The sequence below is a fragment of the Mesorhizobium loti genome (assembly GCA_014189435.1).
GTDB lineage: Bacteria > Pseudomonadota > Alphaproteobacteria > Rhizobiales > Rhizobiaceae > Mesorhizobium > Mesorhizobium loti_G.
The window spans coordinates 842,165-867,972 of the sequence record CP050293.1 but is presented as its reverse complement, the minus strand read 5'-3'; the positions used below and the strand labels follow the sequence as shown (position 1 = coordinate 867,972).

The following is a 25,808-nucleotide window of genomic DNA, read 5'->3' as shown; positions in this document are numbered from 1 at the left end:
TTACTCCCCATTCTTCTTACTCCTTGATCGGGACCGTATAGTTCAGCACCCGGCGCCCCCCGTCGGGGTAGATCGTCTCGCCGGTGATGTAGGAAGCGTCATCGCTGGCCAGGAACGCCACGACGGAGGCGATCTCGGCTGCCGTGCCGAGGCGCCCGAGCGGTGTGCGCGAAAGAACCGCGCGTCGCATTTCCTCCGAATCGATGAATGTCCCGTCCATCACCATGTCCGTGGCGATGGTGCCCGGCCCGACACCGACCACACGGATGCCGTGGGGAGCGAAGGCGACAGCCGCGGTGCTGGTGACCTGGTTCATGCCGCCCTTGGAGATCGCGTAGGTGGCGACGCGCGGGTTGGCGAGGCCCGAATTGATCGACGACATGTTGATGATGACGCCGCCTCCACCTTGCGCGATCATCTGGCGGGCGGCTGCCTGGGTGCCCATGAACGCGCCCTTCAAATTGACCGCGAGAACCCTGTCGTAATCCGCCTCGCTGATGTCGAGAAAGTCCTGGACCGGAGCGATGCCGGCATTGTTGACCATGATGTCGACACGGCCGAATTTCGCCACCGCCGCCGCAACCAGCGCATCGACCTCGTCCTTCTTGCTGACATCTGTAACGACTGCCAGGACGCGATCGGTGGTGCCGATTTCAGCGGCACATTTTTTCAGTTCCGCGGCATCGATGTCGCCGAGCAAGAGCTTCGCGCCTTCGGCCAGAAAGCGTTCCGCGCAAGCGCGTCCGATGCCGCGCGCCGCCCCGGTGATCACCGCCACCTTGCCCGCCTGTCTCATGTCCAGTTCCTTCGTCATTGTGAGCAGACCACCGTTCCGGGGAGCGGTGCGCCTGGCTCGGCCACGGATAAGGATGATTCCCTCACCGAGGCTACCCTAGCGGATCACGAAGGGATTGGCGGTCTTGCCGGCCGTGTCTATCCACACCGTCTTGGTTTGCAGATAGGAATTGATCGCCTCCTGTCCACTCTCGCGGCCGATGCCGCTCCTCTTGTAGCCGCCGAAGGGCGCCATGTAGGAGACGGCGCGGTATGAATTGATCCAGACCATCCCCGCTTCCATAGCGGCCGTGCCGCGCAGCGCCCGGCCCATGTCGCTGGTCCATATCCCCGCCGCCAGCCCGTAGGGGCTGTCATTGGCAATGGCAAAGGCCTCGTCCTCGTCGTCGAACGGAATGACCGACAGGATCGGCCCGAACACCTCTTCACGCGCGATCCGCATGGTGTTGTTCACGCCGGTGAAGATGGTGGGCTCGACGAACCAGCCCTCGGCCAGTTCACCGGACGCCGGCTTGCCGCCGCCCAACACGCAAAGCGCACCCTCGCGGCGCGCTATGCCGAGATAGGACAGCACCTTCTCACGCTGGGCTTGCGTGGTGATCGGCCCCACCTGCGTCTCTTGCAGCGCCGGATTGCCCAATCGGGCGCTGGCCGCCAGCGTTATGACGCCTTCCACGAACCGGTCGTGGATTTTGCGATGCACCAGCAGGCGTGAGCCGGCGATGCAGGTCTGGCCGCTGGCCGCGAAAATGCCTGATATGGCACCGTTGACCGCGCTCTCGATATCGGCGTCGCCGAAGACGATGTTGGCCGATTTGCCGCCGAGTTCCAGCGTGACGGTCTTGAGCTGCTCGGCAGCGGCTCGATAGACGGCGATCCCGCCGGGCTCACCGCCGGTGAAGGCGATCTTGGCGACGTCGGGATGGGAAACAAGCGGCACGCCGACATCAAGCGGCATGCCGGTGACGGTGTTGACCACGCCGGGCGGGAAGCCCGCCTGCGCGAACAGTTTCACGAACTCCAGCGTCGAGGCCGAGGCGTGTTCCGACGGTTTGATGACGACAGTGTTGCCTGCCGCCAGCAGCGGCGCGAGCTTCCATGTCAGAAGCAGAAGCGGCGAATTCCAGGGCACGATTGCTGCAATGACGCCCAGCGGCTCGTGGCGGGTGAAGGCGAACATGCCAGCCTTGTCGATCGGCAGAACCGACCCTTCGATCTTGTCGGCAAGACCGCCGAAATAGCGGAACCACTCCGGGATATAGCGCAGCTGCGCCGTCATTTCGGTGAGCAGCTTACCATTGTCGCGCGTCTCGATGGCGGCAATACGATCCGCGTTCTCGGCGATCAGGTCAGCCATCCGCACCAGCAGCTTGCCGCGCGCGGTCGGCGTGATGCCGGCCCACTCCTTCGACCGGAAAGCTGCCTTGGCGGACGCCACGGCGGCGTCCACCTGGCCTGCTCCCCCGCGCGGGATCAGCGCCCAGGGCCTACCGGTGAAGGGATCATGACTCTCGAATGTATCGGCTGTCGATTGTAGCCGACCGCCGACCGTATTCTGGAAACTGACCAGCGCCATATCGACCTCAACAGGTGGCAAAGCCCAGATGGGCGCGAAAGCGGTTCTTGACCTCGACCGCGTCGCGCGGCGGCAGCGAGCGCGGCAGGTTCTCGGCGGTGATTTTCAGCACGAAAAGGCGCGGACCGTCGGCCGGACGCCGAAGCTCTTCACAGAGCGTGTCGACCTCCTCCAGCGAACGCAACTCGGCGGCTTTCGAAAAACCGCAGGCTGCCGCGACCTTGTCGAAAGCGATGCCTCTGCCAGTATGGCTGGACTGCATGCCGGTCTCGCCGAAATGCTGGTTGTCGAGCACGATCAGGTCGAGATTTTTCGGCCGCGCCACCGAGATCGTCGCCAGAGCACCGAATGCCATCAGCTGTTCGCCATCACCGGTAATCACCATGACCCGCTTGTCGGGCTGGGCCTGGGCGAGCCCAAGGCCGATCAGCGCAGCGCCGCCCATGGCGCCCCACAGATAATAGTTGTCGTTGCGGTCGCCGGCGGCATGCACGTCGTAGCTCGGCGAGCCGAGACCGGTCACGACCAACGCGCCATCGCGGGCGTCAAGCAGCTTCTTCACCGCAAGCCGGCGGTCCATCGTCGGTAAATTCATGTCGCTCACCACTTCTTCTTGCCGAGCAGCCGCTGCCCGATCAGCACGGCAATCTGCTGGTCGGCGTCAAAAGCCATCAGGGCTGCTTGCGCCACCGTCTCCACCAGGTCGGGGCCGGTCTCGGCGCGCAGCACCCTGAGGCCGATCGCCTTCAGCGAGGCTTCCGTCGCCTGCCCCATCGGCACCTGCCACGGGTTGAACTCGGCCCATTCGCCCCGCATCGTCACCAGGACGAGCAAGGGAAAGCGCGCCTGCACGGGAAGCGACAACATGTTGATGCAATTGCCGACACCGGAGGATTGCATGAGCACGACGCTCCGCTTGCCGCCGAGCCAGGAGCCGGCGGCTATGGCGATGCCCTCCTCCTCCGTCGTCAGCACATTGGTGACGACCTCGGGATCCTCACTGAAAAGGCGGATCAATGTGGTATGGCCGGCATCCGGCACATAAGACATGTGGCTGATGCCGGCGGCCTTGAGCACGTCATACACCTGATCCGGCCACTGCTTTTCAGACGCCGCTGGGGCGGCTGCAAGCGCTGCTGCTTGCGGATGTTTTGCTTCTACGCTCGCCGTCACCTTGGACCCCCGAGAATTTGGACTGGAGCCAGGCTACCTCGGCGGTTCGATCTAATCTTCGTCTCTTTCTTGTGATCAGATATAATGATATTCGATAGCTCATGGAGTTATCGCAGCTACGCACCCTGATCCACGTCGCTGAACTCGGCAGCCTCAGCAAGGCTGCCGACCGGCTGCACATCGCGCAGCCGGCGCTCAGCCGGCAGGTGCGCATGCTGGAGGAGGAATTGGGCTTTGCCCTTTTCCTGCGCCACGGACGCGGCATGGTGCTGTCCGAGCAAGGCAAGGAGGTGCTGACGCACGCCATGCGCGTGATGGCCGAGATCGACGAGATCCGCGCCACGGCGACGCCCGCCGATGCGCCGCTGACCGGCGAAGTGGCGATCGGCCTGCCACCCACTGTTGCCGACATTATTTCGCTGCCGCTGGCTGCCGCCTTCGGCAAGGCCCATCCCAAGGCGAAACTCAGACTTGTCAGCGCCTATACAGGCTATCTGCTGGACTGGATGCATCGTGGCGAGGTCGACGTCGCGGTGCTCTACGACCCCCGCATGGCGCGTTCACTGCGCTCGCGTCCGCTGCTCCTGGAAAACCTCTTCCTGATCGGACCGCCGGACGCGGGATTTTCGACCGTGCGCGCCGTATCGTTCGCCTCGCTCGCCGGCAAGCGCCTGCTGCTGCCCAGCATCAAGCACGGACTGCGCATCATCGTCGAACGCTGCGCCACGGATGCCGGCATCACGCTCGATGTCGGCATCGAAGCGGACTCGTACTCGGCGCTGAAGGACCTAGTGCGCAACGGCCATGGCTGGACGATCCTGCCGCTCGCTCCGATCCATGCCGACGTGACCGCTGGGCTGCTCACTGCCGCGCCGCTGATCGATCCGGTGCCCGTGCGCCGCCTGATCCTTGCCTACCCGGCAGACCGGCCTGCCTCGCGGCTGGCGCGGTTTGCCGGACAAGCGATAGAGGACATCGTCAAGGATCTTGTCGGGCGAGCCGTCTGGGTCGGCCAGCTTCTCGGCCCTCCACCATAAGCATTCGAATTCCGTTATATCTGCTCACGCCTACCTTGCATTGCTGACAGGACATGAAGGCGCGATAGTGAGGCCCGCAAGACGAAAGCCGGACAAACCTCATGGAATCCTATCAGGACATTCGCGATGCCGTCGCCAGGCTGTGCGCGCGCTTTCCCGGCGAATACTGGCGCGCCCTGGACAGGGACATGACCTACCCCGGTGAATTCGTCGCGGCGTTGACGGAGGCCGGCTGGCTCTCGATCCTGATCCCGGAGGCCTATGGCGGCTCGGGCCTGCCGCTTTCGGCCGCCGCTGCCGTGCTGGAGGAGATCCAGCGCGCCGGCTGCAATGGCGGCGCCTGCCATGCCCAGATGTATACGATGGGCACGCTTCTGCGCCACGGCTCGGAAGCGCAGAAGCAGCGATACCTGCCGAAGATCGCCACCGGAGAATTGCGCCTGCAGGCCTTCGGCGTCACGGAACCGAGCAGCGGCACCGACACCGGCGCTCTCAAGACCACTGCTCGCCTCGACGGCGATCATTTCGTGGTCAAGGGCCAGAAGATCTGGACAAGCCGCGCCGAGCATTCCGATCTGATGCTGCTTCTGGCGCGGACCACGCCGCTCACGGACGGCATGAAGAAGACCGACGGCCTTTCCGTCCTCATCGTCGACATGCGCGAAGCCGTCGGCAACGGCCTCACCATCCGGCCGATCCGTACCATGATGAACCATGCCACCACCGAAGTCTTCTTCGACGACCTGCGCGTGCCGGCCGAAAACCTGATCGGCGAAGAGGGCAAGGGATTCCGCTACATCCTCTCGGGCATGAACGCCGAGCGCATCCTGATATCAGCCGAATGCGTCGGCGATGCGAAATGGTTCATCGAGAAGGCAAGCACCTACGCAAAGGAGAGGCATGTGTTTGGCCGGGCGATCGGCCAGAACCAGGGCATCCAGTTTCCGATCGCAAGGGCCTACGCCAATATGCGCGCTGCTGAACTGATGGTGCGCGAGGCGCTGACCCTCTACGAGGCCGGCAAGAACCCCGGCGCTGAAGCCAACATGGCCAAGATGCTGGCAGCCGACGCTTCGAACGAGGCCGCCAATGTCTGCATCCAGACGCATGGCGGCTTCGGTTTCGCCGAAGAGTACGATGTGGAGCGCAAGTTCCGCGAGACGCGCCTCTACCAAGTCGCGCCGATCTCGACCAACCTGATCCTGTCATACCTTTCCGAGCACGTGCTTGGGCTGCCGCGTTCCTACTAGGAGTCGTCCGTGAACGTCCTCATCGTCTATGCACACCCGGAAGCAAAATCCTTCAACGGCGCCATGAAGGATCTGGCTGTGGAAACCTTGACCCGCGCAGGCCACGATGTGGTCGTCAGCGACCTCTATGCGATGGGCTTCAATCCTGTCGCAGGGCCGGGCGACATATCGGGCGAGCGCAACGATCCGGACTTCTTCAGCCTGCCGCGCGAACAGACCGCCGCCTACGAGGTCGGCGCACTGTCGGCCGACATCAACGCCGAGATCGACAAGGTGAAACGGGCGGACTTCGTGCTGTTCCAGTTCCCGGTCTGGTGGTTCGGAATGCCCGCAATGCTCAAGGGTTGGGCCGATCGTGTCTTCGCGCGCGGTTTTGCGTATCTGCCGGGCCGCAAATACGACACCGGCATGTTCAAGGGAAAGCTCGCCATGGTGGCCGCCACCACAGGCACATCGGCCGACACCTATGCGCCCGACGGCATCGATGGCGACATCCTCACAGTGCTGTGGCCGATCCACAATGGCCTGCTGCGCTATTCGGGTTTCGACGTGCTGCCGCCCTTCGTCGCCTATATGCCGGGCCGTGTCGGCGACGATGGCCGCAAGGCCTATCTGGAAACCTACCGCAAGAGGCTCGAGGACATCGACGGCACGCCCCGGCTGTTCTTCCATCCAGCGGGGGATTACGGCAAGAACGAGCGGCTGAAGCCGGGCGTGCTGGCGCGCTCGGGAGTGCAGCGCAATGTCTGACGGCGCCCGCCCGCTGGAGGGCCTGTTTGTCGTTTCCATCGAGCAGGCCGTCGCCGCTCCGCTCTGCACGGTCCGCCTTGCCGATGCCGGCGCGCGCGTCGTGAAGATCGAGCGCCCGGAAGGCGAAACCGCGCGTCATTACGATTCCACTGTTGAAGGCATGTCGGCTTACTTCGTCTGGCTCAACCGCGGCAAGGAGAGCGCGGTGCTCGACCTGAAGGCCGAGCACGACCTGGCTTTGCTGCACCGGATGGTCGCGCGCGCCGATGTTCTCGTGCAGAATCTCGCGCCGGGCGCGATCGACAGGCTCGGCCTCTCGGCCGATACAATCGCGAAAGATTTTCCTCGGCTGATCGCCATCAACATCGTCGGCTACGGACAGGACACGCCTTACGCGGCCATGCGCGCCTACGACATGTTGGTGCAGGCCGAAAGCGGCATCTGCGCCGTCACCGGCACACAGGATACGCCGAGCAAGGTCGGGGTTTCCGCCGCCGACATCGCCACCGGCATGAATGCCCATGCAGCGATCCTCGAAGCCTTGTTGGCGCGCGAGAAGACCGGACGCGGCCGCATCGTCGAGGTGGCCATGTTCGACGCCATGGCCGACTGGATGACGGTGCCGCTGCTGCACTACGAACATGCGGGCCGCGAGACGCAGAGATATGGCCTGGCGCACGCTTCGATCTACCCCTATCGACCCTATGCCTGCCGGGATGGCAGCGTGGTCGTCTCCATCCAGCAGAGCAGTGAATGGAAGCGCTTCTGCACCCTCGTGCTGCAAAGGCAGGATCTGTTCGCCGACGAACGCTTCGCCACCAATGCCTGGCGGGTTGCCAACCGCACGGCACTCGACGCCGAGATCGAACCGATCTTCGCGGCAATCGACTGCGAAGCGGCCATAGACCGTCTCAACGAGGCGCAGATCGCCTGGGGCCGGGTCAGCGCAATGCGCGACCTTCCGCACCACAAGGCGTTGCGCCGGACAGAGGTGGCGCTGCCGGACGGCAGGCGCATCGCCGTGCCGATGCCGGCAGGGCGGTCGGAGGGATTCGCAACAGTCCCCAGCGTTCCCGCCCTGGGCGCCGACACGGACCGGATCCGGTCCGAATTCGCCGCCTGATGAGGACCTGATGAGCCTGGACACAAGCACGCTGCAGCAATGGGTTGGACGCACCCACGAGGTCGAGGATGTTGTGACCCCGCGCCTGCTGGCCAGTTTTGGCGCCACGCTTGGCGACCACGCAGCGCAAACCGCCGAGGGCGCGGCGCCACCCGGCCTGCACTGGTGCCTGACGCCGGACATTGCCGCCATGCGCGAACTCGGACCTGACGGGCACCCGGCCAAAGGCGGCTTCCTGCCACCGGTGCCGCTTCCGCGCCGCATGTGGGCTGCCAGCGACGTGCGTTTCATGGCGTCGATCCGCTCCGGCGACCGCATCAGCCGCCGCTCGACATTGACCGCCATCGAGGAGAAGCATGGCCGCAGCGGCCCGCTCACCTTCGTCACGGTCCGGCACGACATTGCCAACGACGCCGGTCCGGTGATCGAGGAGGACCAGACCATCGTCTATCGCGCCGCCGAAGCTGCTGCGGTGACCCCTGCCCCGCCGGCAAGTCCAACCCCGGTCGCATCGCACGAGCTTTCGGTCGACGTCGATCCGGTACTGCTTTTTCGGTATTCGGCGCTGACGTTCAACGGGCACCGCATCCACTACGACGCGCCCTACGCCACGACCGTCGAGCACTATCCCGGGCTCGTCATCCATGGCCCGCTGCAGGCAACGCTGCTGATGAACTTCGCCACCGCCATTGTCGGCGCCGGGCCGCGCCGTTTCTCGTTCCGCGGCGTGCATCCCGCGACCGGCCCGCAGCGCCTGCTTTTGAGCGCAACATCCCGAGGCCAAGATGGCATGGCCCTCGAGGTACGGTCGGCCGACGGCCATGTGACGGTGAAGGCCACGGCGCAATGGTGAGCTTCGTCACGCCTATCGTGCCGCTCTTCGTACCCGGCTCGCGGCCGGAGCGGTTTGCCAAGGCCGACAGCAGCGGCGCGGACGCGGTCATTCTCGACCTCGAGGATGCCGTCGCCCCTGGCGACAAGGACCGCGCTCGCGAAGCAATTGTCGCCAATGCAGCAACGCTGAAATCCGCGGTCGTGGTCCGTATCAACGCCGCCGGCACACCCTGGCACCAAGCGGACATCGACGCCGTACGGCATCTCGACGGCGTCTCCGTCATGCTGCCTAAGGCCGAGCGCGCGGAAGACATTACCGATATGACCAGGCACATGGCACGCAGCGTTTGCGTCATCGCGCTGGTCGAGAGTGCTGTCGGCCTCGCCAACCTGCCGGATATATTGGCCACGCCCGGCGTCGTTGCCGTCGCCTTCGGCTCGGTCGACTTCTCGCTCGATCTCGGTTGCGCGCATGATCGGCTGATCCTGCTTGCGGCCCGCAACGAAATCATCTGGCGTTCGCGCGCGGCTGGCCGCGGCGCGCCGATCGACGGCGTGACGACCGACCTGAGCAGCCCCGAAATCGCCGAGGATGACGCACGCCACGCCATGAAGATGGGCTTCGGCGGCAAGATGGCCATCCACCCGAGGCAGATCGAGCCGATTCGCAATGGCTTTCGCCCGAGCGAAAATGACATCACATGGGCACGCGACATCATTGGTGCGGCCTCATCAGGCGAAGCCAACCAGGTGAACGGCGAGATGGTGGATCGGCCGGTCATCGAGCGCGCAAGGCAGGTCCTGCGCCGGGCCGCTTTGGTCTAAAAGGCATGCATCTAAAGCGCATGCAGAGGAGGAGCAACGGATGAGCACGGACAACGCCGATTGGCCGACCGCCAGACTTTGCGCCTTCATTGCCGAACTCGACTTCGAACGGATCCCGCCGCGCGTCGTTCATTTCGCGCAAGGACTGATGATCGACTGGCTCGGCTCGGCGCTGGCTGGCAAGGGCGCGCACCAAGTCGAGATGATCGATGGCTTCGCTCGCGCGATGGGACCGGCGGACGGCCCAAGCACCATCATCCCGACGCGGCGGCGCACCAGCCCCTATTTCGCGGCGATGGTCAATGCGGCGGCCTCCCATGTCGTGGAACAGGACGACGTTCACAACGGCTCGGTCTTTCACCCGGCCGCCGTGATCTTTCCGGCGGTTCTGGCGGTTGCCGAGGCTGAGAACAAGTCCGGTCGCGACATCCTGACAGCCTGCATCGCCGGCTATGAAGTGGGCATCCGCGTCGGAGAATTCCTCGGACGCTCGCACTACGAGATATTCCACACCACCGGCACGGCTGGCGCTGTCGCCGCGGCCGCGGCGGTCGGCAAGTTGATCGGGCTGGACGCAGCCGGCCTCAACCATGCTCTCGGCTCCGCCGGCACCCAGGCGGCAGGGCTCTGGGAATTCCTGCGCGATGCCGCCGATTCCAAGCAGCTTCATACGGCGCGAGCCGCCGCCAACGGCCTGTTTTCTGCCTATCTGGCCCGCGATGGCTTCAAGGGGGCCGCGCAGATCCTCGAAGGGAAAAAGGGCATGGCTTCAGGCATGTCCAGCGACGCCGATCCGGCCCGCCTGACGGACGGCCTCGGCAGCCGTTGGGCAACCGAGGAGACGTCCTTCAAATGGCACGCCGCCTGCCGGCACACGCATCCGGCCGCTGACGCGCTGCAGTCTCTCATGCGCCGCGAAGGGCTCGGTCCGGACGACATCGCCGACGTGGTGACCCATGTCCACCAGGGAGCCATCGACGTCCTGGGCGCGGTGGTCATTCCGCAAACCGTCCACCAGGCGAAGTTCTCCATGGGCACGGTGTTGGGCCTCATCGCCGTCCATGGCGTCGCTGACCTCGACGCGTTCGAACACCAAGCACTTGCCGACACCCGCGTCGCGCGCTTCCGCGCGAAGGTGCGGATGGAACTCGACGCCGAGGTCGACGCCCTTTATCCCAGGCAGTGGGTCGGCAAGGTGAGCGTCATAACCATTGACGGCCGCAAACTCGATGCCCGCGTCGATGAACCCAAGGGCGACCCCGGCAACACGCTTGCGAAACAGGAATTGGAAGCCAAGGCCATACGCCTTGCCGAATTTCGAGGCGGCGCCATCGCCGACGAGATGCGCCGCTGCATAGCCCGCATCTGGAGGCTCGATCAGCCCGGGAGCACGGCGGATATATTTGCAGAGCCGTAGTCCGCCACGGCGCCGAATGCTCGAGCCCGCTCAAACCATCCCATTCATATGTCATTGCCGCCGATCACCGTATGGCGCTGAGCGGCCCTTTCGACGCCGGAATTTCCTTGCTTACAGCTCCGCAGCCAATCTCATCACCTCCGCCACGGAAGCCCGCGAAATCTCGCCCACCTGCCTGGCACTCATGTCCTTCAGCATCGGCGAGAACACTTCGACCCCGACCTGGTTGAGACCACCTGTTTCAGCCAGAATGCGGACGATCTCGACATTTGGAAATTGGCCGTTGCCCGGGAATTTGCGGTCATAGCAATCGTCCTTGATCGTCACGCCGGCCGGCAGGTCCAGCGGCCCGTCATTCAGCTGCACACAGTGGATCTTGCCACCCGGTATGGCTCTGAGATCGGCAAGGTCGGATTTGCCGCGTACGAAATGCCAAGTGTCGAAGACCAACCCGCCATTGTTGGCACCGGCGCCCTGCACGATCTGCCAGGCCATTTCGAGCGTCGGCACACCCCACAGCGGAATGAACTCCAGCGAGCAGTCGAGGTCGAATCGGGCCGAAGCTTCGCAGATCGCCGCATAATCCTCGATGATCGCCTCTATCGGCATCGAGCCCAGCGGGAACGTCGCGTTGAGGCTGATCGAGCGGCAGCCAAGCTCGGCGCACAGCGAAAACACCCGTTCGCGCGGCGTGTCGACGGTGGCGATATAGGCGTCGTCCATATTGTTGGGCAGCCAGACCCGCGACCAGGTGTTGAGCGGATCGAGCCGCAGGATGCGCATGCCGGCATCGTCCGCGCGCTGACGCACCTCCTTGGCCGGAATGCCGGCCGCCATCATCTGTTCGACCTCATGGGGCATCAGCGACAAAGCATTGCAGCCGGCGATGCGGGTGGCCTCGAATTTCTCCCCCAGCGGCAGATGGGCGACGTTCGAGAACGGCATCAGCGTGCTGTTGACGGCTTCAGACATGGTCGGTTTTCCCCCATGGGTTGGCGGCCGCGATGCCGAAGTCGGTCGCCGCGATATGGTCGGAGACGCGCAGCGCCTGGGCGGCGATGGTCAGCGCCGGATTGACCGCCGCCGAGGATGGAAAGAACGAGGCATCGACGACGAACAGGTTCTTGTGGTCGAACGTCCGGCAATAGGGGTCGAGTGCGGCCTTGGCCGGATCGCTGCCGAAGCGCACGGTGCCGCACTGATGCGATGTCGTCGCCACCGGCATCAGCTTGGTCAGGGTCAACGGCAGTCCGGCGCGGCGCATGGCGCGGGCGGCGCGCCTGGTCAGTTCGGTGTGGGCGCGCAGATTGTTGCGGCGTACGTCCATCTTGATCGTGCCGCCGGAGATCGACACCCGGTTGCGCGGATCGGGAAGGTCCTCCGACATGATCCACCAGTCATAGCTGCGGTCCGACAGCATCCTGTTGACCAGCTTCGGCACCAGCGGATTGGCAGCCGTCATCATGCCCGGCTTCAGCTTGCCGAGCGACATGATGCAGCCCATCGGATAGCGGAAATCATCATCGCCGAAATAGAAATCATTGATGGTCACGGTCTTCTGGAAAACGGTCGGGTTGCGGCGTGCCGAGATCGCCATCATCGCCGTGTTGTTGTGCGCCATATAGTGCCGGCCGACGACGTCCGAGCTATTGGCGGCACCGCGCGGCGCCTGGTCGGTGGCCGAGCGCAGCAGGATGGCGGCCGAATTGATGGCGCTGGCAGCCAGCACATAGATGGCGGCGGTCAGCACCTCGATGCGACCGCCCTGCTCGACCTCTATGCCAGTCACCTCGCTGCCGTCCGGTGACAGCAGCACCCGCCTGGCGACAGTCCCGGTGCGCAAGCTCACCCGGCCGCTCGCCAGCGCCGGGGCTACGACGCTGCGCTCCGCATCGGCCTTGGCGCCGATCTTGCACGGGTAGCCGTCGCAGGTGCCGCAGCGCACGCAATTGCCCCGAGGCGGCATGTGGATGGCCGCCTGCTGCGGAAACGGATGCAGCCCTTGCCCGCGTAACCGGGCGCAAAGCGCTTCCATCGGCGGATCGGAACGCACGCCGGGGTAAGGAAACGGGTTGGCGCGCGGCGCCTCTGTCGGGTCGATGCCTTCGGTGCCCATCGTGTGAAAGAGACGCTCGGCCTCGTCGTACCAGGGTTCGAGATCGGCATAGGAGATCGGCCATGCCGGCGACAGGCCGCCATGATGTTCGAGATCGCCAAAATCCCGTTCCCGGAAGCGGATCATGGTGCAGCCGAAGAATTTTGTGGCGCCGCCGACATTGTAGAAGACGGACGGATGGAACGGCCTGTCGTCGCCATCGAGCCAGGTTTCGCGGGCCGTGTATTTGCGGTCGATATAGACCGCTTGCGGGCTCCAGTTGTCGGCCTCCTTCGGCAGATAGTCGCCGCGCTCCAGCATCAGCACCGACAGGCCTTGTCCGGCAAGCCGAAGTGCCGTGGTGCCGCCACCGACGCCGCTGCCGACGATGATGACATCCGGTCTGGAAATCGCGTTCATGGACGGTCCAATCTGTTGCCGCGCGGGGCGGCTAGCGCGCGCCCCGCGTGTCTGCTTTGCCGGGCTGACCCTACTGGCGCAGGCGCGTCCAGATCAGGTCGTATTTCTTCGCCGCCTCTTCCGAGCACACAGGGCTGACGACCTTCTTGTAGTCCGTGGGCACCTGCGCTTCCGGCGCGGTGGCGATCTCCTTGGGCAGCATCGGTTCGGTGCCGACGACGCCAGTGGGATAGCCGACATCCTTCTGCTGCAGCGCCGCGTTGGCGGGATCCATCAGAAAAGAGATGAACTTCTTGGCGAGATCCGGCCGGGCAGCCGAAGTCGGCACCACCAGATTGTCGATCCAGGCGACGCCGCCCTCCTTGGCGAAAACAAACTTGAGCGAGGGTTTCTGCATCCGCCCCTGCAGGGCTTCGCCATTGGCGACCTGCGATATGGCTGTCTCACCCGACACCAGCCGGCCCATGATGCCGGCCGAGTCGTAGATCTTCACGAACGGCTTCTGCGCCTGCAGCAGCGCGTCGACCTTCTTCAGCTTTTCCGGATCTGTCGTGCAGGGTTCGATGTCCAGATAGCGCATGGCGAGTGCAATCACCTCGGTCGGCGCCGAGAACATGCCGACCTTGCCCTGCAATTCGGCGGGCGGGTTGAACAGCAGCGACAGGCTGTCGGTCGGCCCCTTGTAGAGATCGGTATCAACCGCATAGGAGGTCACGCCCCAGAAATACGGGATCGAATAGACATTGCCCGGGTCCCAGGTGGTTTTCTTCCACTGCGCATCAAGATGATCGTAGTTGGGCAGTTCGGAAATGTTCACCGGCTGGATCAGTTTCTCGGCAATCATCAGCGGCACGAAATCCGTCGAGGCGACGGTGATGTCGTAGCCGCTGGAGCCGCCGCGCAATTTGGCCAACAGCGTCTCGTTGTTGTCGAACGTATCCAGCGAAACAGCGACGCCGGTGTCCTTGGTGAACTTGTCGAGCATCGCCTGCGAGATATAGCCGGTCCAGTTGTAGATATGCAGCGTGTCCGCCGCCATGGCGGAACTGCCGAACAGGCTGGCGAGCGCGAGTGCGATCACCCCGCTGCGCATCAGTTTCAATACAGCTGTCATTGTCATTCCCCTTCGGTTTCTCGTGTTGAAAGTCTGCTGTTCAGCTTTTGCGTTTCGTCATGCCCTGCATGCGCAGGGCGACGAGAACGATCACCACGGACGACGCCAGAAGCAGCGTCGACACCGCATTGATCTCTGGCGACACACCCAGACGGAGCATTCCGTAGATGTAGACGGGCAGAGTGGTCTGGCCGGCATCCGCCAGCAGCATGCTGATCAGGAAGTCGTCCAGCGACGAGGCGAAGGCCAGCATGGCGCCGGACAGGATCGCCGGCAAAAGCAGCGGCAAGGTCACGCGGCGGAACACCTGCCATTCGTTGGAATAGAGGTCACGCGCCGCATCCTCGACCGCCGAGCCCATATCGGTCAGCCGCGCCTGGATGGGCAGATAGGCGAAGGGCACGCAGAACACTGTGTGGGCGATGATCAGATTGCCAAGGCCGAGTTTCAGGCCGATGCCGGAAAAGAACACCAGCGTCGCCACCGCCACCACGATCTCCGGCACCACCAGCGGCATCAGGATCAGGCCGAGCGTGATCTGGCCGCCGCCGCCTGCCCTGGCATGGCGCAGGCCAAGGGCCGCGGTAACCGCAAGCATTGTCGACAGGATCATGGCTGCGACAGCGACGATCAGGCTGTTCGACAGGGCGATGCCGATATCGCGGTTGTGGAAGACCTTGGCATACCAGTCGAGGCTAAAACCTTCCCAGAGCGTCGCCTGGCGACCGGCGTTGAAGCTGTAGACGATGATCACCAGAAGCGGCGCGTAGAGGAACAGATACACCACCCAGGACAGCGTCGAGAGCCCCGGTGTCGCCTTCCAGTCGAATGGCTTGCTGCTCATCGTGCCGGCACCTTGTTGAAGCTCTTGCGCACGACCACGAACAGCACCGCCAGGATGGCGACCGAGACGACGGTGGCAAGCGCGGCACCGAACGGCCAGTTGCGCGAGGAGGTGAACTGAAGCTGGATCAGGCTGCCGATCATCAGCCGGCGGCCCCCGCCGAGCAGGTCGGGGGCAAGGAAGCTGCCCAGCGCTGGAGCGAACACCAGCAGGCTACCGGCGATCGCACCGGGCATTGCCAGCGGCCAGACGATGCGCCGGAACGTGCTCAAGCGGTCGGCATAGAGATCGTGCGAGGCCTCGATCACGTCGCCATTGACGCGTTCGAGCACGGCATAGATCGGCAGCACCATGAACGGCAGATAGGTGTAGATCATGCCCAGAAGGATGGCGAAGTCGTTGTAGAGGAAGTGGCCGCCGACAAGGCCGAGCCGGCGCAGCCCGCTATTGAGCAGCCCCTCGTCGCGCAGGATCAGCACCCAGCAATAGGTACGGATCAGCGTGTTGATCCAGAATGGCAGCGTGATCAGCAGCAGCAGCCGGGCCCGTTTTGCCGGCGGACTGCAGGCCATGTACCAGGCCAGCGGCAGGCCGATGGCGAGGCTCGCCACCACCGTCAGCGCGGCCAGCAGCACAGAGCGCCACAGGATCGCGAGATAGCCGGTGGAGAATACCAGATTGCCGTCGAAATCCTCCTGGAACAGCAGCTGGCGGTAGGCGAGCGCGGTGAACGGCATGCGCACGCCGCCATAAGCGCCGTTGGTCATGAAGGAATAGACGACCGCCAGCACCATCGGCGCCAGCATGAACAGCACCATGGTCACCAGGACCGGCGAACGCAACAGGATGGTGGTCAACCGGGCGTTCATTCGCTGAGCAGCCACTCGCTGGAGTGATCCCAGGCAAAGTCGGCGCGGTCGCCGACAGCCAGGCCCGATACCGCGCCGCGCACCCGCGCCTTGATCGGCACATCGCCGGCGCAGCGCGCCTCGATCAGGGTGTCGGCGCCAAGGAAGGTCAACGCGGTGACGATCGCCTCGACGCTGCGCCTTGTCGTGGCCGGGCGCGAGCGCACCGAGATCTGCTCGGTGCGGATCGAGATCGTATGGCCGTCGGCCAGTCCGACAAGGCCGGCCGGGATCAGGTTCGCCTCGCCGATGAAGTCGGCGACAAAACAGGTTTTCGGGCGCGCATAGATCTCCTCGGGCGTCCCCACCTGCAGCACCTTGCCCTTGTTCATCACCGCGATGCGGTCCGACAGCGCCAGCGCCTCCTCCTGGTCATGGGTGACCATGACGAAGGTCAGCGACGTCTCCCTCTGCAGCCGCTTCAACTCGCTCTGCATCGCCTTGCGCAGCTTGAGGTCGAGCGCCGACAGCGGCTCGTCGAGCAGCAGCACACGCGGACGCGGCGCCAATGCCCGCGCCAGCGCGATGCGCTGCTGCTGGCCGCCGGACATCTGTGTGGTGCGGCGGTCGGCGAAGGCCGGCATCTGCACGAGCTCGAGCACCTCGTCGACGCGGCGCTTGATGTCGGCCGGCTTCCAGCGCAACATTTCCAGCCCGTATGCAATGTTCTGGCGCACGTTGAGATGCGGAAACAGCGCATAGCTCTGGAACATTGTGTTGACCGGCCGCTTGAACGGCGGTTCGTGGCCGATGTCGCGGCCATCGAGCAGGATACGCCCCTCGGTCGGATGCTCGAAACCGGCGATGATCCGCAGCAGTGTCGTCTTTCCACAACCCGACGGGCCGAGCAGCGTGAAGAACTCGTTGTCGGAGATCTCGAATCTGGCGTCGTCCAGCGCGGTGATTTGCCCCTCGCCGAACCCGAAGCGCTTGCCGACATGGTCGATGCCGAGCAGCACCGCGCCCCCGGCCTGTGGGCCGGCGGCTGGCTGCGATCCTGTCCTGGTCTGATCCGGCCTGGTCTGATCCGGGCTTGCGACGTTCACTGTGAGATGTCCCCTGTAGCTGGCCGATTTGTTGGTGTGCGCATGCACTGCTAACCTCTGCGGGCCATTTAGACGAAACGCCGATATGCGAAAACCTGCATGTCCGGAATTCAGTCGTGAAATCATCGAGTTACTCGACCCTTCCGTCAATTTCGCGAATCCGGTTTTTTGTTCTCACCATGACGCATTGTGTGCGTCAGTATGCTTCAAACGCAGAGACACCTTTCAGGACGACATCACCCGCCGCTAGTTGCCACCAAGACCGCGTTGGCGTGCGACATCGTCAATCGCTTGCGCCATCGCACGGGTGCACTCGGCCAGGTCCTCGCGCGTGGCGATCAGAGCCGGCGCGATCTCGATTGCGGTGCCGATCGGGCCGACGATGACGCCGAGTTCGCGCGCGCGCCTGGCGATCGCCACCACCGTGTCATCGGTGAAGGCGGCCCGGCTCGCCTTGTCGGCGGTGAAGTCGATTGCCTGCCAGAAACCGCGGCCGCGTATGTCGCCGACGATTGGGTGATCGCCAAAGGCGTCCTTCATCGCCTGCTGCCATTGATGGCCGAGCACGTCGGAAGTTTCGACAAGGCGCTCACGCTCCATGATCTCGATCACCTTGAGCGAGGCGGCGCAGCAGATGGCGTGGCCGGCATAGGTGTGGACATGACGGAAATGGCTGATGCCGTCGGCGATCTCGTCGCGGGTCATGACGGCGCCGATCGGCGCGTAGCCCGCGCCCATCGACTTGGCCATGTTGAGGATGTCGGGCTCGATGCCGAGCTGTTCGGTGGCGAACCAGGTGCCAGTGCGCCCGAAGCCGGTGATGACCTCGTCCATGATCAGCAGGATACCGTATTTGTCACACAGCGCGCGCACCTTCTTCCAATAGCTCGGCATCGGGATCTGCACGCCGTTGGCCTGCTGGAACGGCTCACCGATAAAGGCGGCGACCAGTTCGGGGTCCTCGAGCAGGATCTGACGCTCGAGATGAGCGACGCAGACGTCTGAATAGGTCTCCTCGTCGAGCCCATAGGGGTTGCGGTAACGCATCGGGTTGGCGACGAAACTATGGCCCGGCACGCGCGGATCGGGCACGTCGCGCACCGCCAGCCAGTCGGTGCAGGACAGCGCGCCCATGGTCGCGCCATGATAGGCGCTCCAGCGCGAGATGACCTTGAAGGCGCGCGGCTTGCGGCCGCTCTGCTGCAGATATTGCTTGGCGATCTTCAGCGCGGTTTCCGTCGCTTCAGAGCCGCCGGAGGTGAACGTCACCCGGTTCAGCCGGCCAGGCGTGATCTCGGTGAGCTTTTCCGCCAGCCGGGCGGCCGCCGCGTTGGTGTTCCGACCGGCGCCGGAATAATGCATGGTGATGGCCTGGTCGTACATCGCCTGCGCGATCTCGCGATTGCCATAGCCGAGTGAGCCCGCGCGCGTTGTGGCGCTCATCATGTCGAGCATCGTCGTGCCATGCTGGTCGGTGACCCGTACGCCGCTGCCAGACATCAGGATGCTCGGGCCATATGCTTGCATGTCCTCACGCGGCACCAGCGGGAAGATCAGGTGCTTGGCGGCAGCCTCGGCATCCCCGGCGGAATTTCTCAGCATCTGCGTGGTCATGGCCCTGCCTTCCAGCTTGACTTCGGTCTCGATGCCGGAACGATAGGAGACTGGTGATCGTCCGAAAATCGCCAGAAACAGACAAAGTGAGGATACCAGTTTGGGCGAGCCGATCCGCGATATCGCCATCGACCCAACCGGGTTCGAACAGCATGACCAGGTTCCGATCTTCCAGCAGCTCTATCGCCGGATCCGCGACCAGATCACGGCCGGTGTGCTGAGAAGCGGCGCGCGGCTGCCTTCCACACGGGCGCTGGCTGCCGATCTCGGCCTGTCGCGCACCACCACCATCGCCGCCTTCGAGCAGCTGGAGACGGAAGGCTATATCGAGACCCGCAAGGGTGCGCGCGCCAGGGTGCTGCCGCTGCCTTCCGCCGGTGGCGGACGCGACGCCGAACCGTTGCCACGGCTTCAGGACAGTCTTTCGCGACGCGGCCAGGCGCTGGTGACCTTGCGCCATGAAACCGGTTTTCCAGGCAGCCACTTCCTGCAGCCCGGCCTGCCTGACGCAGGGTCATTTCCCTTCACCATCTGGCGCCGCCTGCTGTCAAAGCATATGCGCCACACTGCCGGCGAAACCTTCGGCTACCACAGCTATGGCGGCCATCAGGGGCTGCGCGAGGTGATCGCCCAGTACATGCAGTCGTCGCGCGGCGTGAAATGCCAGCCGGACCAGATCATGGTGACCGGCGGCGCGCAGAGCGCCTTCACGCTGCTGGCGCATCTGCTGATCGATGCCGGCGATCCTGTCATGATCGAGGAGCCGGGCTATACCGGTGCGCACGGCGCCTTCGGCGCGGCGGGCGCGCGCATCGCGCCGCTTGATGTGAATGGACGCAACTGGAACCTCAACACGATCGCCGCGCTGCGGCCGAAGCTGATCTACCTGACCCCGTCCTGCCAGTTCCCACTCGGCTCGACCATGCGCATCGAACAGCGTTTGCGGTTGCTGCAGCTCGCCGCCGAAACCGGCGCCTGGGTGATAGAGGATGATTTCGACAGCGAGTTCCGCTTCAGCGGCAACCGCGTGCCCACGTTGCAGTCACAGGATGCCGATCATCGCACCATCTATGTCGGCTCGTTCGCCAAGACGATGCTGCCCGACCTGAGGCTGGGTTTCATCATCTTTCCCGGCGAAGTGGTGCGACCGGTGCGCAAGGCGAACTTCCTGATGGGTACGGCGGCCCCGCTGGCCACCCAGGCTGCCCTTGCCGACTTCATCCGCAACGGCGACTTCGCCCGCCACACCAGGCGCATGAAGCGCCTGTACGCGGCCAGGCGGGTACTCTTGTCCGGACATGCCCAAGCGCTGTTCGGCGACGTGATGGAACAGCTCGATGAAGGCAACGGCCTGCAGACGACGTGGCGTTTTCGCACCCCGGTCAACGATGTCGCCATCGTCGAAAACGCGCTCGGAGCCGGCATCAACGTCACGCCCCTGTCAGCGCATTATATCCACGGCGCCCCAGAGCACGGCCTGATGATCGGTTATGCGGCGACCGAAGACAAACAGATCCCGCGCGCCTTGCACAAGCTCAACCAGGTGATCCGCAGCCATCTCGGGTGAGGTGAACGACTGGCCTAGCGCAGCATCCGCTTCAGCACATTCCGCGTCAGCGTCGAGACGGTGTTGTCATAGCCATTGTGCGAGAGTGCGCTGAACCACTGCATCGAGCCGACCGAGAAGACGAGGCCGCCTGCGGCGGTTTCGAAACAGACGATGTCGGACCGCACCTGCGGATCGCCGGCAAGCGTCGAGGCTTCGTTCACCTGGCGGCGCTCGTCGATGACCAGCTGGTAATCGGTCGAAAACCCGGTTGCCGTCGCCAGCACCAGCGCATGCGCCGGTGTTCCAAGTGCGGCGTCGGCACGGTCCACCTCGTCACCGGCGGCACCGGTGCCGAGCCCCAGCGTTTCGAAATCGCCGATCGCCTCGCCCTCACAGATGCCGGAGAGCAGTTCCGCCGCCAGCCGATGGCCGCCGTCGCCTGTCTGCCGGTAGGGACGTGGCAAGCCGCAATCGTCGCGCGAGGTCCACCCTTGCGCGGTGAAGCCGACGCCGACCAGGCGCTGCGGCGCGCGGCCGCGAAACCGCCACAGGCCGCCGGGCTCACCGGTCAGCGCGTGATGGCCTTCGCCGGGATTGGACGACCAGGGCCTCGTCCCGTTGGGCCGCCGCACCTCGATCATGCCGCCATCCTCGGCCAGCGAGGTGACGCCGTAGAAGCCGTTGCCGCCGAGATACGCAAGACTGCCGCCGGCGCCGAGATAGGCTTCCAGCGCATCGAGCATCTGGCCGGAGACATATTCCGGATGCGAGCCGGTCATCACCGCCTTGTAGCGCGACAGCAGCGCAGCACCTTCGCGGTGCAATTCGTGGTCGGTGATGATGTCGACCGGCTGGCCGGTCGCGCTCAACCAGTCCACCGCATAGAGATCGGCGCAGAGATGCCGGCCGAAATGCTCGCCGGCCACCGACTTCAGCAGGCCGCGTCCGGGCCGGAAAGTCTTGATCGGGTGGTGCTGCGAGGCAAGCGGCACCCCTGCCCCGTCGACATAGCGGTCGTAGAGACAGTTCAGCCCGTATTCGCCCCACATCTCATTGCCATAAGCGAGGTAGGTGAAAGTCGGCACCAGCAGCGCCAGCGGCGCCGTTGCAACCTCCTTCGGCGGGCAGACGAGAAACGGCAGGTCGTCGGTCTCGTCGCCGGCCGTCAGCCGGGCCGAATAGACGCCGCTCGGCAGATCGTCCGGCACGGTGAAGACAAAGCTCGGCCGCCAACCGACATCCGACAGACTGTCCTCGTGGAAATGGATCGCCGAATAGCCGCGCGGATCGATCCGCGGGTCATCCGTCTCGCCGGTCCAGTGCGGTCCGGTCATGGCGCGCACCGGCGACTGATGTGTGGCGCCGTCCAACCCCAGCCCACCGACGTCGTGGACGATCATACCGCTGCTGCCGACACTGAAATCCCAGGCGGCGATGCAGGGCCGTGGCAGGGCACCGAAATTAATGCCCCACGCGAGGTCGCCAAGCTCGGCGTCGTCAAGGCATTTGCCGAAGATGCAGGGATCGGCGATCAGCCCGTTGTAAAAGCCGCCGCGCCGTCCGCCGTGCAGCGACGCGGCAATTAGCAGTGGCGCGTCAGAGCTTGCGGCGTGCGGCAAATGCCCTGACCCACCGAAATCGCTCACAAGCGACTGATCGCGCGCGGACAAACCGGCCGAGAGCCGGGCCGATCCGGTAGCAGCTTCGTAACGCGCGGCAACCCAGTGCCAGCGCTGCTCCAGTATCGGCGATATCCCTTCGATGCGCACCGCGCCGATGCGCAGGAATAGCTTGCCGGTGTCGGTCAGGCCAAACCCATAGCCGGCATCGCCAGGCCCTTCCTTGGACAGGATCAATTGCTCGCCGGCGGCCAGTCGCGTTGGGCGAATCCAGGCGAACAGAGTGAAGTCGCCAGCCAGCCGCAGTTTCGCATGATCGGCAACCAGGGCGAAGGAGCCTGGAGCAAGCTTCTGCTCGACACCGGGATACTCGCCATCCGCTGCGGTCCCGACGACAAGTTCGCGGCGGCCTGGGCCACGCGGGTCGGTGTCGCCATTCAGCAGCCGCACGATCTCGGCCTTGAACAACGGCGCGTTGGTGCTGACCATGAAGGACAGCGTCTCGCCCGGACGGGCACTGAGGCGATCGGTGTAGCCAGTCAGCATCGTCTTGTTGTCGCTCCCTCGTGCCGCTTCACCTACCCCACGGTGCCGCCGTAGGGAACATTCCTGCCGCCATAGCGCCGCAGCCGCACATTGGCCTGCTCGGCGTGCCCTGCAAATCCTTCCATGATGCAGAGGCGCGAGCAATACTCGCCGACCAGAACCGATGCCTCGTCGGTCAGCACCCGCTGGTAGGTGCAGGTCTTGAGGAACTTGCCGACCCACAACCCGCCCGTATAACGCGCCGCTCGCTTGGTCGGCAGCGTGTGGTTGGTGCCGATCACCTTGTCGCCATAGGCGACGGTGGTGCGCGCGCCGAGGAACATCGCGCCATAGTTCTTCATCCTGTCGAGGAAATAGTCAGGGTCGGCGGTCATCACCTGGACATGTTCGGAGGCGATACGGTCGGCTTCCGACACCATCTCGTCGAGCGTGTCGCAGACGATGACCTCGCCATAGTCTTCCCAGGCCTTGCGGGCGATGGTTGCGGTCGGCAGGATTTTCAGCAACCGCTCGATCTCGGCAAGCGTGTCTCTGGCGAGCTTCTCCGAATTGGTCACAAGCACGGCGGGAGAATTGACGCCATGCTCGGCCTGGCCGAGCAGGTCGGTGGCGCACAACTCGCCATCGACCGTGTCGTCGGCGATGACGAGCGTCTCCGTCGGCCCGGCGAAAAGATCAATGCCGACACGGCCGAACAGCAGCCGCTTGGCCTCGGCCACATAGGCATTGCCCGGACCGGCCAGCATATCGACCGGCTGAATGGTCTCGGTGCCGAAAGCCATCGCCGCGATCGCCTGTACGCCGCCCAGGCAATAGATCTCATCGGCGCCGGCCAGGTGTTGGGCGGCGACGATCAGCGGCGCGATCTCGCCGGCAAAGGGTGGCGCACAGGTGACGACGCGGTCGCAGCCGGCAACCTTGGCGGTCAGCACCGACATGTGTGCCGAGGCAAGCAGCGGATATTTGCCGCCCGGCACGTAGCAGCCGACATTTGCGACCGGTATGTTCTTGTGGCCGAGCACGACACCGGGCAAGGTCTCGACCTCGATATCCCTGAGCGCGTCCTTCTGCGCCTGGGCAAAGCCGCGAACCTGCTCCTGCGCGAATTCGATGTCGGCGCGCTGACGGCTGGTGAGGCTGTCGACGCAGCGCCTGATCTCAGCATCGGTCAACCGGTAGGACTGGCGGTCGAGCCCGTCGAATTTGACCGACAGCGCCCGCACCGCCGCATCGCCGCCACGCTCGACCTCCGCCAGCAGGGCTTCGACCGTCCTGGTCACGGCGGCAGCCTGCGCGGTCTCGCCTTCAAGCAGCGCCGACTTCAAATGTCTGATCATGGCAATGGCCTTTCTGGCAGGCAAAGTTCGGCCATCGCCGCGACAGGCACGACGCTGCAACCGGTCAATTTCTATGGATGAGGGGCGGCTTCGCTGCCCGCTCGTGCTGTCCTAAAGGTGTTGTTCGAGCGCGCGGCCTTCGGCGTAGGCCTCCTGCTCCTTGTCGTAATATTCGGGTGACGGGAAATCCCACCAGCCGGTGACGAACGGCCCCGCAGCATCGCGCGAGGTCGTCACCTCGACCAGTGCCGGGGCGCCGCAGTCGAGCGCTGCCTTGAGCGTCTTTTCCAGATCGGCCGAGTCCTCGACCTTCCAGGATTCCATGCCGAAGTTTTTTGCCACCTCGGAAATGTTTGCGGTGTAGGGCTCGCCATTGCCCTTGTGGTAATTGAACTCGCTGGCGACATGGCGGCCCATGAACTTGCGCTGGCCGCCGCGGATCGACATGTAGCCGCGATTGTTCTGCACCAGGAACACGGCCGGTATCCCGTTCATCACCGCGGTGCCCATTTCGGGCAGCGACATCATGAAATCGCCGTCGCCGACGACCGCCACCACCTGGCGGCCCGGCATGGCGAGCTTGGCACCGAGAGCGGCCGGCACCGCCCAGCCCATTGGCGAGAACGATCCCGAGGTCAGATGGGTGCGCGGCTCGTAGACCGGGAACGTCTGCTTGACCGCGCCCTGCGTGTTGCCCGAGCCGGCCACGATGATGCCGTTGCGGTCCATCACCTTGCGCAGCGCGCCGAGCGGCCGCTGCGAAGTGAACGGGCTTTCATGCGAGTCGCGGCGCGGCGCCAGCATCGCTTCCCACTCGGCCTTGGCCGCGTGGATATCGGCGAGATAACGGTCGCGGCGGTTCATCGCCCTGGCTGATTGCTGGTCGGATATCGCCGAAAGGATCGCTTCCAGCGTGACGCGGGCGTCCGCAACGATACCGACCTCGGTGGCGTAGTTCTTGCCGATCTCGTGGTGGTCGAGATCGATATGGATCAGCTTGCCCGGTGGGATCGAGATCGAGGCGCCCTTGCGGTAGCTCGATGCCGACCAGTCGGTGAAGCGGCAGCCGACCGACATGACGACATCGGCGCTGGCGGTGATGGCGTTGCCGCAGGAGGTGCCGGTCTGGCCGATGGCGCCGATCGACAGTGGATGGTCTTCCGAGATCGCGCCCTTGCCATTCCACGTCGTCGAGACGGCGGCGCCGATCTTTTCAGCCAGCGCGGTGAGCGCCTGGGAAGCGTTGGCGCTGATGGCGCCGCCGCCAGCGAGGATCACTGGCCGTTCGGCCGACAGCAGGAGCGCTGCCGCTTTCTCGACGGCGATCGGATCGGGATAGGCGACGCCGAGCGCCATGCGTTGCGCCAGCGGGTGGATGGTGACGTCGGCCGCCTCGGTCTGGATGTCCATCGGCACTTCGACATGCACTGGACCCGGACGGCCCGACAGCATGGTGTTGAAGGCGCGGTGCATGATGAAAGGCAGCTCGTCGACACGGCCCGCCTTGTAGGCCCGCTTGGTCACCTGCTCGGTGATGCGCGGAAAGGCGTTCTCCTGCTGGCGCTCCAGCTCCTGCATGACGCCATGGCCCTTCATGTGCGTCGCCGGGCCGCCCGAGACGTAGAAGGCCGGAATAGAATCCGTGTAGCAGGTGGCGAGCCCTATGATGGTGTTGGTGGCGCCAGGTCCGATCGAGGTCGAGCACGCCATCGGCTTGCCGCTGGCGCGGAAATAGCCGTCGGCCATATGCACGGCGCTCTGCTCATGCATGACCTGGATGAAGGGGATGTGCGAGCCTTCGGCCAGGAAGGCATCGAACAGCGACCAGATGCCGTGCCCGGGCACGCCGGCGACATATTCGATCCCATAGTCCTTCAGCGCCTTGGCCACGATCTGGCCGCCCGTCAATCTCATGTGGCTCGTCCCTCTCTTGTTT

22 protein-coding genes are annotated in these 25,808 nt (G+C 64.5%); 8 read left to right on the top strand and 14 right to left on the bottom strand.

All coding sequences use genetic code 11. From position 1 onward, the window contains the following. Positions 1-16: 16 nt before the first annotated feature. From HB777_04130 to HB777_04115, 4 genes are all read right to left on the bottom strand, one after another. Positions 17-796, bottom strand: a complete 780-nt coding sequence (locus HB777_04130; GenBank protein ID QND63188.1) for an SDR family oxidoreductase — start codon at positions 794-796, stop codon at positions 17-19. A gap of 96 nt (positions 797-892) precedes the next feature. Then, on the bottom strand, positions 893-2,371 hold the full coding sequence (locus HB777_04125; GenBank protein ID QND63187.1) for an aldehyde dehydrogenase: 1,479 nt from the start codon (positions 2,369-2,371) through the stop codon (positions 893-895). A gap of 7 nt (positions 2,372-2,378) precedes the next feature. Further along, positions 2,379-2,966: an aldehyde dehydrogenase gene (locus HB777_04120; protein ID QND63186.1), complete on the bottom strand. Its 588-nt coding sequence runs from the start codon at positions 2,964-2,966 to the stop codon at positions 2,379-2,381. A gap of 5 nt (positions 2,967-2,971) precedes the next feature. Further along, entirely contained in the window at positions 2,972-3,457 is a 486-nt protein-coding gene (locus tag HB777_04115; GenBank protein ID QND68645.1) for a phosphonopyruvate decarboxylase, read from the bottom strand. Between the two features lie 188 nt (positions 3,458-3,645). On the opposite strand from HB777_04115, the gene HB777_04110 reads away from it, so the two are divergent. The 7 genes from HB777_04110 (at position 3,646) to HB777_04080 (ending at position 10,780) form a co-directional block, all read left to right on the top strand. Further along, a complete protein-coding gene (locus HB777_04110; protein QND63185.1) occupies positions 3,646-4,581 on the top strand; it encodes a LysR family transcriptional regulator in 936 nt (311 codons plus the stop codon). 101 nt (positions 4,582-4,682) lie between these two features. After that, entirely contained in the window at positions 4,683-5,831 is a 1,149-nt protein-coding gene (locus HB777_04105) for an acyl-CoA/acyl-ACP dehydrogenase (protein ID QND63184.1), read from the top strand. A 9-nt stretch (positions 5,832-5,840) separates the two neighbouring features. Further along, positions 5,841-6,581: an NAD(P)H-dependent oxidoreductase gene (locus HB777_04100; GenBank protein ID QND63183.1), complete on the top strand. Its 741-nt coding sequence runs from the start codon at positions 5,841-5,843 to the stop codon at positions 6,579-6,581. After that, a complete protein-coding gene (locus HB777_04095) occupies positions 6,574-7,704 on the top strand; it encodes a CoA transferase (protein ID QND63182.1) in 1,131 nt (376 codons plus the stop codon). The genes HB777_04100 and HB777_04095 overlap by 8 nt, the downstream gene beginning before the upstream one ends. A 10-nt stretch (positions 7,705-7,714) precedes the next feature. Then, on the top strand, positions 7,715-8,557 hold the full coding sequence (locus tag HB777_04090; GenBank protein ID QND63181.1) for a hypothetical protein: 843 nt from the start codon (positions 7,715-7,717) through the stop codon (positions 8,555-8,557). Continuing rightward, a complete protein-coding gene (locus HB777_04085; GenBank protein QND63180.1) occupies positions 8,551-9,363 on the top strand; it encodes a CoA ester lyase in 813 nt (270 codons plus the stop codon). The genes HB777_04090 and HB777_04085 overlap by 7 nt, the downstream gene beginning before the upstream one ends. A 40-nt stretch (positions 9,364-9,403) precedes the next feature. Continuing rightward, entirely contained in the window at positions 9,404-10,780 is a 1,377-nt protein-coding gene (locus tag HB777_04080) for an MmgE/PrpD family protein (protein QND63179.1), read from the top strand. A 111-nt stretch (positions 10,781-10,891) separates the two neighbouring features. Here the strand turns inward: HB777_04080 and HB777_04075 are convergent, their stop codons facing one another. The 7 genes from HB777_04075 to HB777_04045 form a co-directional block, all read right to left on the bottom strand. Further along, entirely contained in the window at positions 10,892-11,752 is an 861-nt protein-coding gene (locus tag HB777_04075; GenBank protein ID QND63178.1) for a sugar phosphate isomerase/epimerase, read from the bottom strand. Beyond that, entirely contained in the window at positions 11,745-13,295 is a 1,551-nt protein-coding gene (locus HB777_04070) for a GMC family oxidoreductase (GenBank protein ID QND63177.1), read from the bottom strand. Before HB777_04070 ends, HB777_04075 begins: the two co-directional genes overlap by 8 nt. A gap of 70 nt (positions 13,296-13,365) precedes the next feature. Then, positions 13,366-14,409: an extracellular solute-binding protein gene (locus tag HB777_04065; protein QND63176.1), complete on the bottom strand. Its 1,044-nt coding sequence runs from the start codon at positions 14,407-14,409 to the stop codon at positions 13,366-13,368. A gap of 40 nt (positions 14,410-14,449) precedes the next feature. After that, positions 14,450-15,253 (bottom strand): ABC transporter permease, encoded by an 804-nt coding sequence (locus tag HB777_04060; protein ID QND63175.1) that lies wholly within the window; start codon positions 15,251-15,253, stop codon positions 14,450-14,452. Further along, positions 15,250-16,122 carry an ABC transporter permease gene (locus tag HB777_04055; GenBank protein QND63174.1) on the bottom strand — a complete coding sequence of 291 codons (873 nt, stop codon included), beginning with the start codon at positions 16,120-16,122 and terminating at the stop codon, positions 15,250-15,252. Before HB777_04055 ends, HB777_04060 begins: the two co-directional genes overlap by 4 nt. Beyond that, on the bottom strand, positions 16,119-17,333 hold the full coding sequence (locus HB777_04050; GenBank protein QND63173.1) for an ABC transporter ATP-binding protein: 1,215 nt from the start codon (positions 17,331-17,333) through the stop codon (positions 16,119-16,121). The genes HB777_04055 and HB777_04050 overlap by 4 nt, the downstream gene beginning before the upstream one ends. A gap of 120 nt (positions 17,334-17,453) precedes the next feature. Beyond that, the gene (locus HB777_04045) at positions 17,454-18,821 is read right to left on the bottom strand and encodes an aspartate aminotransferase family protein (GenBank protein ID QND63172.1); all 1,368 of its coding nucleotides are present in this window, start codon (positions 18,819-18,821) and stop codon (positions 17,454-17,456) included. A 100-nt stretch (positions 18,822-18,921) separates the two neighbouring features. Between HB777_04045 and HB777_04040 the strand changes: the two genes are divergently transcribed. Then, positions 18,922-20,388, top strand: coding sequence for a PLP-dependent aminotransferase family protein (locus tag HB777_04040; protein QND63171.1), 1,467 nt, complete (start codon positions 18,922-18,924; stop codon positions 20,386-20,388). Between the two features lie 14 nt (positions 20,389-20,402). Here HB777_04040 and HB777_04035 read toward each other — a convergent pair whose 3' ends face one another. From HB777_04035 to HB777_04025, 3 genes are all read right to left on the bottom strand, one after another. Beyond that, positions 20,403-22,535: a LamG domain-containing protein gene (locus HB777_04035; GenBank protein QND63170.1), complete on the bottom strand. Its 2,133-nt coding sequence runs from the start codon at positions 22,533-22,535 to the stop codon at positions 20,403-20,405. Between the two features lie 32 nt (positions 22,536-22,567). Next, complete coding sequence (hisD, locus tag HB777_04030) at positions 22,568-23,872, bottom strand: histidinol dehydrogenase (protein ID QND63169.1); 1,305 nt, start codon at positions 23,870-23,872, stop codon at positions 22,568-22,570. Between the two features lie 111 nt (positions 23,873-23,983). After that, on the bottom strand, positions 23,984-25,786 hold the full coding sequence (locus tag HB777_04025) for a thiamine pyrophosphate-binding protein (GenBank protein ID QND63168.1): 1,803 nt from the start codon (positions 25,784-25,786) through the stop codon (positions 23,984-23,986). Positions 25,787-25,808 lie beyond the last annotated feature (22 nt).